The following is an 11,112-nucleotide window of genomic DNA, read 5'->3' as shown; positions in this document are numbered from 1 at the left end:
TGCTGGTGGACCAAGACCAGTGCAGGGGCTGGCGCATGTGCGTCACCGGCTGCCCGTACAAGAAGGTGTTCTTCAACCACGCGACCGGCAAGGCCGAGAAGTGCACGATGTGCTACCCGCGCATCGAGGCGGGCCAGCCGACGGTGTGCTCCGAGACGTGCGTAGGGCGGTTGCGGTACTTGGGCCTGTTCCTGTACGACGCCGACAAGGTCACCGAGGCCGCGGCCACGCCAAACGAGCAGGACCTCTACGAGGCGCAGCTGGACCTCATCCTCGACCCCCACGACCCCGAGGTGCAGAAGGCTGCCAAGCGCGACGGCATTCCAGACGACTGGATGGAGGCGGCACGCCGCTCCCCTGTCTATCGCCTCGCGAAGGAGTTCAGGGTGGCGCTTCCGCTTCACCCCGAATACCGGACGATGCCGATGGTCTGGTACATCCCGCCGCTGTCGCCCGTCGTGGACGCTTTGCGGGAAACGGGGCACGACGCCGAGGACGCCGACAACTTGTTTGGCGCCTTGCGCTCGCTGCGCATTCCCGTCGAGTACCTGGCTGAGCTGTTCACGGCAGGAGATCCCAAGCCCGTGCTGCGCTCCCTCGACACGCTGTCGGTGATGCGTTCGTACATGCGCGACAAGAACATCGGCAACGCCTTGCGGCCGGAACTGCCGGCGCGCGTCGGGCTGTCTGAGGAGTCGGTCCTTGAGCTCTACCGGCTCCTGGCGATCGCAAAGTACGAGGACCGCTACGTCATCCCCTCCGCGCACGCGGAGGTGGGCAAGGAGCTGGAGGATTTGGCGTGCTCTCTCGACGGCGTCGGCGGGGTCGGGCAGTTCCCAGGCGGCGCGCCTGCCGCCAACATCAAGCGTCCGCAACCGGTCGCGGCCGAGAGCTTTCACGCGCTCAAGGGCAGGGACCATTTGCGGTCCGATCCCTCGGCGCCCCTGTCGCCCGATCTCAACCTGCCCCATTGGAACGGCACGGGAGTGCCCCTCGGAATCCCCAAAGTGAGGGCCCGCGATGAATGAGTCGACAGCCGCCGCACGCCTCGCCGCCTCCTGGCTGCTCTGGTACCCGGACGACGCCTTGATCCAGCGGCTTCCCGAGATCACCCAGGTGGTCGAGGAGTGCCCGCCCAAGGTGCGTACCGCGCTGCGCCAGTTCCTGGCGTACCTCGAAGAGGTGCCGCTGCTCGACGCGCAGAAGGACTACGTCGCCACCTTCGACATGAAGCGCAAGGCGTGCCCGTATCTCACGTACTGGACGGACGGGGACACTCGCAATCGCGGATTCTCGATTCTGCGCTTCAAGCAGGCGTACCTGGCCAGCGGCTTTGACGTGGGCGACGCCGAGCTTCCCGACCACCTGGCGGTGGTGCTCGAGTTCGCGGCGATCGGCAACACCCTCACGGGCGACGCCCTGCTGGTGGAACACAGGGTCGCGATCGGGCTGCTGCGCGAGGCGCTGGGCGCCCTCGGCTCGCCCTACGTCCACGTGCTCGACGCTGTCCTTGCCACTCTGCCAGCCATGACGCCCCAAATTGCGGAGCGCATGGCGGCACTGGCCAAGAGCGGGCCACCCGTGGAGACCGTGGGACTCGACCCGTTCCCCACGGCCCCCGCATCCGTCGAGATCGGAGGTCGCAGATGAACACGCTCGCGATGGCGGTCATCGAGGAGGCAGCGCCGTCGAGCGCGAACCTGCTCCTGTGGGTCGTCCTGCCGTACGTGACCGCCGCGACGCTGGTGGTCGGGCTCGTCTGGCGCTACCGCTACGACAAGTTCGGGTGGACCACGCGGTCGAGCCAGCTGTACGAGACGCGCATCATGCGCATCGCCAGCCCGCTGTTCCACTTTGGCGCTCTCGCCGTGATCGGCGGCCACTTCTTGGGGCTGCTGATCCCCCAATCGTGGACCGACGCGTGGGGCGTCAAGGAGGACGTCTATCACTCGTTGACCATGCCCCTCAGCCTGGTCGCCGGGACCGCCACCATCGTCGGCATGGCCCTGCTCATTTACCGGCGCCGCTCGAATGCGAGGGTGTTCCAACGCACCACCGCGAACGACAAGGTGATGTATGTGTTCCTGGCGAGCGCGATCGTGCTGGGAGTCAGCGCGTCGTGGTTTGCGTCCGGGCTGTTTGGCGAGGGCCACAACTACCGCGAGGACGTGTCCGTGTGGGCTCGCTCCATCCTGATGTTCCAGCCGCAGCCGGAGCACATGGCGTCCGCGCCGCTCATCTTCCAGCTGCACGTGGTGGCTGGCCTGCTGCTGTTCAGCGTCTGGCCCTTTACACGGCTGGTGCACGTGCTGAGCGCGCCGCTGCAGTACGTGGTCAGGCCGTACGTGGTCTACCGCACGCGCACGCCGCACTCCACCGGCAGCCGGGCCACGCGCCGCGGCTGGGAGCCGAGCCGTCGCGACTAACTGTCCCCAAACCCCACCATCCCCACATCTAGGAGAACCATGACTTCCGACCTCGGAATGCCCGGCAACAACCACGGCCACACCTGCACCTGCGGGGAGAACGACTCCGCGACCCTGCCCGTGCTGGTCGCCTCTGAAATTCCGCACGAGATCCGCCACGCCGCCATCTTTGGCGCGCTGGAGGGTTCCGCGCAGGGAATCGAACTGGTCGCGCCGCACGATCCCTTGCCGCTGCTCGCGCAGATCGAGGACCGCTGGCCCGGCATCTACGAGGTGGAATACGCCGAGCGTGACACCGCCTGGAGGCTGCTGCTCAAGCGTCGCGCTGAGGCCGCGCTCGGCGCGTAGCACGCGTCTTCTTACACTGACACCATGTCCCCCACTCTCGCGGGCGTCGTTGTCGCCGTGGTGACGGTCTCTGACCGTTCGTCACGCGGCGAGCGCGCCGACGCGTCGGGCCCCGTGCTTGCCGACGCCTTGCGTGAGTTGGGGGCGTCGGTGGTCACCTCCGTGGTCTCCGACGGCGCCGACGAGGTGGAACGGGTCATTCGTGCGGCCGTCGCCGAGGGCGCACGCGTGGTGGTGACGACGGGTGGCACCGGCATCGGCCCGCGAGATCTGACCCCCGAGGGGACTTCACGCGTTCTTGCGCGGCCGTTGCCCGGTCTTGCGGAGCGCTTGCGGGCGGCGGACGCCGACGCCGTGCCTGGCGCGGTGTTGTCGCGCGGACTTGCAGGGCTCACGGGTGGCGGCCATCCGGCGATCGTGGTGAACGTGGCCGGGTCAACGGGTGCGGCCCGCTCTGCCGCTGGTGTGCTGGCTGCGGTGCTGCCGCACGCGCTCGCGCAACTGGACGGGGAGGATCACTGATGCCCGCCATCGCTGCGCTGTCTTCTTCGCCCTTGTCTCTTGATGCTCACGTGGCCGCCGTGGCGGACCCGACCCACGGCGCGATCGCAACGTTCGTGGGGCTGGTGCGCGATCACGACCCGAGCGTTGACGGCGAGGTGACGCACCTCGAGTATTCGGCTCATCCTGACGCCGCGGCTGTTCTGGAACGCGTGGTGGCCGAGGTGGAGGCGCGCCATGATGCCGTGTTGGCGCTCACGCATCGCGTGGGCCTGCTAGGCGTGGGCGAGGCCGCGATCGTGGCTGCCGCGGCGTCGGCGCATCGGGCGGAGGCTTTCGCGGCCTGCCGGGACGCCGTGGAGCGCGTCAAGGCGGAGCTGCCGGTGTGGAAGAAGGAGATCTTGGCCGACGGCTCGCACACCTGGGTGGGGATCACATGACTGCTCTTGTTGACCGCTATGGGCGCGTGCACCGGGATCTGCGCATCTCGCTGACGGACCGCTGCTCGCTGCGCTGCACGTACTGCATGCCGGCCGAGGGCGTGCCGTGGCTCAAGGGACCCACGCTACTGAGTACGGAGGAGCTGGTGCGGCTGGCTCGCGTGGCCGTGGGGCTGGGAGTGCGCGAGGTGCGGCTCACGGGCGGGGAGCCGTTGCTGCGGCCCGACGTGGTGGACGTGGTGCGCGCGCTGGCCGCCATCGAGACTCCTGATGGGCCTCTGGACCTGTCGCTCACCACGAACGCGTTGCGACTGCCCGCCTTGGCGGCGCCGCTACGGGACGCGGGGCTGGACCGTGTGAACATCTCGATCGACACGCTGCGGCGCGCGCGATTCATCGACCTGACGCGCCGCGACCGGCTTGCGGACACTCTGGCGGGCATCGAGGCGGCGCGCGTGGTGGGCTTCTCCCCCATCAAGCTCAACGCGCTCATCATGCGCGGCGTCAATGACGACGAGGTCGCTGACCTGGTGTCGTTTGCCGTGGAGCGCGGGTTGGAGATGCGGTTCATCGAGCACATGCCGCTGGACGGCGGGCACACGTGGCGGCGCGAGGAGATGGTGACGGCCGAGGAGATTCTCGCTGCGATTACTTCGCGCTTCTCGTTGGAGCCGCTCGGACACGATGGCTCCGCGCCTGCGGAGAAGTTCCGCATTGCGGGGACGGATGCGACGGTGGGCGTGATCGCCTCGGTGACGCGCAAGTTCTGCGACCGCTGCGACCGGGTGCGGCTGACCGCCGACGGCCAGTTCCGCAACTGCCTGTTCTCCCACGAGGAGTCGGACCTGCGCACCCTGTTGCGCGACGGCGCCGATGATGACCGGCTGGCGGAGGCGATGATCGCGTGCGTGGCGCGAAAACTGCCGGGGCACGGGATCGACGACCCGAGCTTCGTGCAGCCGAGCCGTCCGATGAGCGCCATCGGGGGGTAATCGCCGATTGGGTGGGCCGCCCATCCAGTCCGTCAGCGTCGCGCGCTCGTGCCGCCCGTCAACCCGCGAGTTTCGTTGGTCTTGGGGAAGGTTCTCACCGCACCTGTGAGTGGCCGGGTGACACTGTGGGTGCGCGCTGACTGGCAGCTCTGCCGTGCTTTGGCCTCCGGGATCGAAACGATGGCCCAGTGCGATGCTGCGGTAGGTCAGCGGACCCGGCGAGGCGGGAGGGCGTGCGCCGGCCGGCGTGGTTGCCGCCGCTGGCGGGCGGCACACTGCCCGACCCGTCCTCAAGCGATACCTACGAAGTCCGTGGCGAGGTACTCCGGATAGCCCAGGAACCCCTACGAGTTATGTTGCTGATTCAAGTAAAGTGGCGGCGTAGCGGTTCACACGATCCTGATCGTGGTCTTGATCGTGGTCTTGATCGTGGTCTTGATCGTGGTCTTGATCGTGGTCTTGATCTTGCGGCTTCTATGGCGTAGTCTTTTGGGCGAAGCAAAACTTCGTCTCCCGACTCAGGCGGATGAGGTTGACCCCTGGTGTGGCCACGGCAGCCAGGGGTTGCTTTGTTTCTAGATGAGTTCAGTGATCTGTTCGATAAGTTCGAAATAATCCCGGTTCCCGTGAACGATCTGCTGGCGGTACGCCGAGCACGCTAGGTCCGGCAACCACAGTAGCGGCTCATCACTCGGCGAAACTTGGAGCATCTGGATCGCTCGAGTCAACAATCCTTGAGCAACCAGTCCGGTTTTCGTACTCGCATCTGCGGTCGCCGATGTACTGGGCCGACGTCTCTCAAGTACTACCAACGTAACTCCCGGTCCATGGAACCCTGGATTCGCAAGGTACGTAAGCAGTTCCTCCAGGCACGCTTTGCGCGCTGACTCTCCGTCTCGATCACCGAGATCGACTTCGACGGTATGTCGAATCACACAGGTCTCTCCCCCGGCAGGGTCACCTAGGTACTCGAGCAACTCGTGCGTGCGTTGGCGGCCCTGTTCCGTGCGCAGTGACTGAGTGGTGTGCCAATAGTTGCCACCAACCAACTCTACGATTCCATCCCGGACATAGTTGAGGTCGGCGACTTTGACGACCACGGCTGTCATCACATAGAAGTGGCTGTCGTGCATCGGGTCCACATCATACGTCTCGTCAAGAAAAGCGACAGAGTCGCGGTTGACAGTCGCATACGCTTGTGCGAGAGCCGTATTCCTGACAGTGAAGTTCACAGGTGTGACTGTAGCGGGAAAGCACTAGCTCCCACGGGAGCCGTCCTCACGGTCACGTGCGCGCAAGTAGTCCGCAGCCAACCACGCAAGACACGCTCATCGCAACTTCGCACCACGTACTGGATTGATTGACGAATAGCCGGATTGCCCAGTGGTTTGGCCTCCTACTAGAGCAGCGCGTCACCCCAGGGTGTATCGACATGTTGCTCCATTGGGTGGAGTGCTTTGCATCCGTGATCTATGCGGTCGATCGACATAGCCAACGGGGTGCCACTGTGCAGCCCGGGGGCGGATTGACGATAGACAGGGTTGGCGACCTTTGTCGCCAACGAAGTGGGCCGCCCCCGGCAGCAAACCTGCACCGGGCCGCACGGACGTGTCGAAGTTTGGCGACAGTGGACACGTGGTCCGCTATCTGTCGACCCCTGCCCGCTCGAGTGGCAGTCATGAGTATTGGCGCCCCTGGAGCATCTTCACTGAGAGTGGCAAGCGCCCTCCCAGTCAAAGCCACTCCGAGGACGCTACATTCTGAGAGAGCAGCGCAGTACAACGACGCCAACGCTCTAGGTCTGGATATGTCAGAACCGCAAGTGGCGGCAGCAGCGTTATGCGAACGGACCAAGGATGAGATGACCTCGCCGATAACAGGCTAGTCACTCGACCTTAGGTCAGTCGGCGCAGTCAGAACCCTCGATGGACGTCGTCCTCCAACGCGGCATCCTGCTCGCGAGTCGCGTCACGAAGAGATGAGCATCGCGGCCGGTCTAGACGTAATCATTGAGTCATGCCAATCCGCATTTCCAGCCAACTCCAGATCATACGAAAGGCGGCTGCCTCGACGCGCTCACCATTGCGACTGAGGAAGTCCTTGAGTCGCTGGCGAGCGCCGATACGTGCGGGGGTCGGAGCTTGCTCGTCGTTGAGTTCTGCCAGCGCAGCCTGCAGATCGAAAGCCTCTGCTCCTCCGAACGCTCGGATCGCGTCGAGCAGTGCTTCCGGCGTTGTTCCGACCGCGACCGGCCCACTGAGATTCTGCGCAACTAGACCCTCGACGTGATTGAAGAACTGCTGGTTGACCACAACCTGCGGCTGGGCTGTCCCGGGACCCGCGAGCCCTCCCGTCAACTCCGACGCGGAGAAGGGTGACGAGGGGATGAGCTGTTGTACGAGAGTTGCGATCACGTCGCTCGAGACTTCCGAGGCCTCATCACTCAGTTCCGTCTCGAGTTGCTGCTGAACGGAGAGCAATCGCTTCTCTCTCTCGTGCTTCGTGTCGAGCAGTACCCGTCGGGCGTCTCTCGAGTACCTGCCAACAAGTTCTGAGGCCCTCGCATGGTCAAGCCCCAGCCCGACGATCATTGCAACCGCGTCTCCATGGTCATCTATGAGACTCAGGAAATGCGCGAACCTCTCCATCTCATCGCGCAGGCCGCCAACCGAGATACGCGCGTCTCCAAAGAACTCGACTACGCGTCCGCTAGCCGTCCGGTACCCGTCGCGCCGAACGGAAAACCCACGGACCGACCCAAGCCAGTCGTGAAACATTGCGAGGAGTTTCTCGAGTTCATTCTCATAAAGCCGACCGGCTGGAACGTAGATGCGGAAGAGCAGGTTTCCAAGCGCATCGTCGACAAGCGCAGCTGCGAGCACCGAGGCCTCCGCATTGGTCTTGTAACTCGACACGACCAGTCCATGGCTCTCGAACATCGCAAGCACGTCGTCACGCATTTGTGAGTCGACTGGCTTGAAGTAGTCGCTTTCGAAGAATTCGCGCCAGCCGTCGCTCGACATGCTCGACGTTGCCGGGGAACTCTGATCCTCGTCGCTCGCGTACCCGAGAATGCCCTCGTGGACGAGCAAGATGTAAGGCTTCGCAGACAACCTCCCAAAGACGAGGTCGGCGGCAGCAGAATAGCGTGGACTTCGAAGCCTTTCGAAGTCACTTCTCGTCAATTTCGCGACTGTTGCGCCGAGACCCTCGTCGTCCAATAGCCTCGCAATCTTGAGCCAGTTGTCTGGACCAGAGGCCAACATCTTTGACTGATACACGACACCCGACGTCTTGATGGTCGTCGTCACAGTCTCGGTAAGGATCGAGCCCAGCACCAATATGAACTTGTCGCCAGCAGCCATGGTCGAAGTCTCCCACCGACGATCGAGATCGGCTATTCCAACGGCAATCGCGCGGCGAGCAGCGGCGGCAGCTATCTCTCGGTTGGCGACGAGTGGCCCCAGTGAAGTACCCGGTGGCAGTTCGGTTTCGTGCCGCGCTGGCCAATGGTGCGCTGCTGAAGAATCCGCACTCGGAGGACGGCGCGGCCTAGACGGTCTGGCCTGCCTCCCGTGGCGGGCCGCTTCGACCCAGGTCGCGATCGACGCACATCGCGGAGCGAGTCTTGGCATCATAACTCTTCGCGTCCTTCGCAAGATGCTGACCAAGGATTGAATTAGCAGCGACTTCATCGCGGTGCGGATATGTCCTTCATTCTGTCGACGTAGTCGTGGCTCAAGGCGCTAGGTCCGCTTGTGTGCTTACGGGTGGGTTGCACCTGGCTGAGACGGCTTTGGCTGCCTAGCATCAGGCACGGACTTAGGGCGACGGTGTCCGTCTTGGCCCTCTGTCAGGGCCGTAGGGCTTCCGCCCGTCATCCGACCGCGATCAAGTCTGACCCGGCTCCCTGCTACGCGCCGAGTATCGCGTTGCCCTGCACTGCAAAGAGCTCGCGGGCTACAACTTGGAAGCCAAAACTGCCGCCGCCAGGAGCACTCCACCAACTGGCGCTAGCCAGATCGACAGACCCACGCGACGATGCTTGGTCCAAGCGATGTCGGCCATCACAACGATCTGGCGGGCGACTTGGTCCGTGAGGTCGCCTCTGCGGATTTCGTGCGCGAGCGCCTCGGGCTCCCATCGCCGCGCGTGACCGAAGAATATGAAGTTGCGATCAGTCTCATCGTCGAGGTGCTTGGACCGCAGCCGTGGTGCCACTACTGAAGCGGCGACGACAAGTCCGAGCGCCACAAACAGGCTCCCGGCTCCCAGGAGCCAGTACGCAACGACCCCATCCACTTGGTCTAGCAGACTCACAGCCGCAGCGAGCAATGCTCCATGGATAGAGAGAGCGAATGCCGCCTTCGCGTCCACTTTGCCAGTCCAATCCATCTGAGCGTCGTGGATGCGCCAGATGGCTTCACTACTGTTCGCTGTCTGACGGCGCGGCGTGCGACGGAGCATCAGAGCGATGTCCAGCGGTAACTGGTCGTGTAGTACCCGTAGGACCCGCCGCCCATCTGGAGGGAGTACGGCCCAGTCCACATGTTCTTCCCACTTGCCATGATCACGCGCTGCTCCATGCCCCCGTAGGTGCCTTTGCCAATCGCAATACGGTGCCCAACCGAAGTGTTACGCAGATCGCTAAGTTTCGCGGCAAGGTTCGGCCCAGCGCCAATCGAAAGCAGATCGCTATTGTTTCGGATGCCGGCGCGCACCAGGAGCGCCTCGCTCGTTGCGACACCTGTCATTGACCGAACGTGCCAGCCCGCTTCTCGTATGGCCGCGAACGTCTCCCGCACCTTAGGATCTAGGATTTTGCTGGTTGCATGCTCAATCTTCATGGCTGCCCGCACGGCGCGTGTCTGGCGACTCGGACCGGTGAAAACTCCCATGACGCGGTCGCCGTCGAAACTACGAATGTGCCCGTTCTCAGCGCGGATGATACGCACCGACACTTTGAGGAACGCCGACATGACAGACGCGACCTGTTCTTGGTTCGCTGCCGCTCGTACGAGCCCAGACGAGTCGATGAGGTCCGAGTAGAGGTAGGTCGCTTGGACCACTTTCGCATCGCTGTAACCCATGGCGTCGGGATCAGGAACGTCGGTCGTAGTCTTCGACCATGTTGTCGTGCCCCAACTCCTAGAGACATCGCTCACTGCCTCAGCGACTTGCTCTTTCAAACTCGCCATTCAACTGCACTCCCGCCGCTGCTATTCGCCCTTTGAGAACGACGCTACCGCGAATGCCCGACATCGAGGAGGCAGAGGCCGGACCAGTTGTCCTGGCTCATGGAGGCGGTATTGCGTGCTTGGGGCCGTGAGGCTGGCACGTCCTCGAAATCCATCCGAGATTGCGGGAACCGCGACAGCGAACCGTCCCCACCGCGCACATCATCTAGGAGACGGAGAGGCGGCAGGCCGGACTGCCCAATTTTCCCGCGCCCGCGGCCGCTGGTCGACGAGCAATACGCACGCCTCTCCCTGGAGGGGCTTGAGCTCTATCGAGGCACCCGCGCGCCGCGCGATGCCGACCGCGAGTCCCCTGTGCACCCCGCAGACCACCTCCGGATGGCGGCGTGCGTCTTCCAAGAACGGGCAGGCACGTAGCGAGAGTCCGCCCTCGGACGGAACGGGCGCGAATCCCAGTTCAGTGAACACCGCCGAGAGCGCCGCCACGGGATCGCGTCCGACAACGTCCAGAGTCTCAGCCCACCGCTCCCCCGCGCGTTGCGCACGCTCGGCCACCGCACCATCCCCAGCAGCAGCGTCGGCAAGCGCCGCGAGCATCCCCGCCCGAGCGTCGGGCACGCGAACTGCCTGGTAAACCATGCGCGGCCGGCCTCGGCCCCCGGAAGGAACGGCATGGCCCGCAACAAGACCGTCGGCCGCTATCCGGTCCAGATGAAAGCGCACCGTGGTGACGTGCAGACCGAGGCGCGAGCCAAGCTCGGCGGCCGTCACCCCAGCACCCGCGTCGCGCACCGCCGCGAGCACCCGCCCGGCGCCGGGACGTGCGTCCTCATCGATCCTCATGATTAAAGAGTAGCCTTATCCTCTCAAATCAACCGGGACGGAGGGCTTATGGCCGCGCAGACCGCTGAACCCAACGGCACCGAACAGCGCCCCACCAAGGGACGCTCCACCACAGGACGCCCACGCTCGCGCCGCCCCCGCACCGACCGCCTCACCACCATCTGGATGCTGCTCGCCCTGGCCGCCGCCGTCACCGCGATCGCCACGCGCGACGCCCTGCCCCAGACCTGGTGGACCACCATTCACCTGGTCACGCTGGGCGTGCTTACCAACGCGATCCTGCAGTGGAGCTGGTACTTCGCGCGCGGCCTGCTGCGCCTGCCGCCCAACGACCAGCGCTCGGGCCGCGACGCCCTCATCCGCT

At 64.5% G+C, this 11,112-nt stretch carries 13 protein-coding genes; 8 read left to right on the top strand and 5 right to left on the bottom strand.

The features are described from left to right. The 7 genes from QZZ33_RS12205 to moaA form a co-directional block, all read left to right on the top strand. Window positions 1-1,028, top strand: a 1,028-nt coding sequence (locus QZZ33_RS12205) for a 4Fe-4S dicluster domain-containing protein (protein ID WP_366476154.1), incomplete at its 5' end; no start/stop codon positions are given. Next, window positions 1,021-1,650, top strand: coding sequence for a nitrate reductase molybdenum cofactor assembly chaperone (gene narJ, locus QZZ33_RS12200; protein WP_291380314.1), 630 nt, complete (start codon window positions 1,021-1,023; stop codon window positions 1,648-1,650). The genes QZZ33_RS12205 and narJ, both read left to right, overlap by 8 nt. Continuing rightward, complete coding sequence (gene narI / locus QZZ33_RS12195; RefSeq protein WP_291380313.1) at window positions 1,647-2,426, top strand: respiratory nitrate reductase subunit gamma; 780 nt, start codon at window positions 1,647-1,649, stop codon at window positions 2,424-2,426. The genes narJ and narI overlap by 4 nt, the downstream gene beginning before the upstream one ends. A gap of 39 nt (window positions 2,427-2,465) precedes the next feature. Then, entirely contained in the window at window positions 2,466-2,774 is a 309-nt protein-coding gene (locus QZZ33_RS12190; RefSeq protein WP_291380312.1) for a DUF2249 domain-containing protein, read from the top strand. A 24-nt stretch (window positions 2,775-2,798) separates the two neighbouring features. After that, the gene (locus QZZ33_RS12185) at window positions 2,799-3,296 is read left to right on the top strand and encodes a MogA/MoaB family molybdenum cofactor biosynthesis protein (protein ID WP_291380311.1); all 498 of its coding nucleotides are present in this window, start codon (window positions 2,799-2,801) and stop codon (window positions 3,294-3,296) included. Further along, a complete protein-coding gene (locus QZZ33_RS12180) occupies window positions 3,296-3,715 on the top strand; it encodes a molybdenum cofactor biosynthesis protein MoaE (RefSeq protein WP_291380310.1) in 420 nt (139 codons plus the stop codon). Before QZZ33_RS12185 ends, QZZ33_RS12180 begins: the two co-directional genes overlap by 1 nt. Then, a complete protein-coding gene (gene moaA / locus QZZ33_RS12175; protein ID WP_291380309.1) occupies window positions 3,712-4,707 on the top strand; it encodes a GTP 3',8-cyclase MoaA in 996 nt (331 codons plus the stop codon). The genes QZZ33_RS12180 and moaA overlap by 4 nt, the downstream gene beginning before the upstream one ends. Before the next feature lie 575 nt (window positions 4,708-5,282). Here moaA and QZZ33_RS12170 read toward each other — a convergent pair. From QZZ33_RS12170 to QZZ33_RS12150, 5 genes are all read right to left on the bottom strand, one after another. Beyond that, complete coding sequence (locus QZZ33_RS12170) at window positions 5,283-5,939, bottom strand: hypothetical protein (RefSeq protein ID WP_291380308.1); 657 nt, start codon at window positions 5,937-5,939, stop codon at window positions 5,283-5,285. A 774-nt stretch (window positions 5,940-6,713) separates the two neighbouring features. Next, the gene (locus QZZ33_RS12165; protein WP_291380307.1) at window positions 6,714-8,072 is read right to left on the bottom strand and encodes a hypothetical protein; all 1,359 of its coding nucleotides are present in this window, start codon (window positions 8,070-8,072) and stop codon (window positions 6,714-6,716) included. Between the two features lie 595 nt (window positions 8,073-8,667). After that, entirely contained in the window at window positions 8,668-9,027 is a 360-nt protein-coding gene (locus QZZ33_RS12160; RefSeq protein ID WP_291380306.1) for a Pycsar system effector family protein, read from the bottom strand. A 146-nt stretch (window positions 9,028-9,173) separates the two neighbouring features. Beyond that, window positions 9,174-9,896: a hypothetical protein gene (locus QZZ33_RS12155; protein ID WP_291380305.1), complete on the bottom strand. Its 723-nt coding sequence runs from the start codon at window positions 9,894-9,896 to the stop codon at window positions 9,174-9,176. Window positions 9,897-10,106: 210 nt separating this feature from the next. Further along, the gene (locus QZZ33_RS12150) at window positions 10,107-10,748 is read right to left on the bottom strand and encodes a hypothetical protein (protein WP_291380304.1); all 642 of its coding nucleotides are present in this window, start codon (window positions 10,746-10,748) and stop codon (window positions 10,107-10,109) included. A 48-nt stretch (window positions 10,749-10,796) separates the two neighbouring features. On the opposite strand from QZZ33_RS12150, the gene QZZ33_RS12145 reads away from it, so the two are divergent. Beyond that, window positions 10,797-11,112 (top strand): hypothetical protein (locus QZZ33_RS12145; protein WP_291380303.1); only part of this gene is annotated, 316 nt, incomplete at its 3' end.

It is taken from the genome of Demequina sp., assembly GCF_016278775.1.
Taxonomy (GTDB): Bacteria; Actinomycetota; Actinomycetes; order Actinomycetales; family Demequinaceae; genus Demequina.
This window is presented reverse-complemented; position numbering and strand designations above follow the sequence as displayed.

Bases quoted from the DNA above. Each gene is read 5' to 3' on its own strand.
- narJ (WP_291380314.1), top strand. From the start codon at position 1,021: ATGAATGAGTCGACAGCCGCCGCACGCCTCGCCGCCTCCTGGCTGCTC.
- narI (WP_291380313.1), top strand. From the start codon at position 1,647: ATGAACACGCTCGCGATGGCGGTCATCGAGGAGGCAGCGCCGTCGAGC.
- QZZ33_RS12190 (WP_291380312.1), top strand. From the start codon at position 2,466: ATGACTTCCGACCTCGGAATGCCCGGCAACAACCACGGCCACACCTGC.
- QZZ33_RS12185 (WP_291380311.1), top strand. From the start codon at position 2,799: ATGTCCCCCACTCTCGCGGGCGTCGTTGTCGCCGTGGTGACGGTCTCT.
- QZZ33_RS12180 (WP_291380310.1), top strand. From the start codon at position 3,296: ATGCCCGCCATCGCTGCGCTGTCTTCTTCGCCCTTGTCTCTTGATGCT.
- moaA (WP_291380309.1), top strand. From the start codon at position 3,712: ATGACTGCTCTTGTTGACCGCTATGGGCGCGTGCACCGGGATCTGCGC.
- QZZ33_RS12165 (WP_291380307.1), bottom strand. From the start codon at position 8,072: ATGGCTGCTGGCGACAAGTTCATATTGGTGCTGGGCTCGATCCTTACC.
- QZZ33_RS12150 (WP_291380304.1), bottom strand. From the start codon at position 10,748: ATGAGGATCGATGAGGACGCACGTCCCGGCGCCGGGCGGGTGCTCGCG.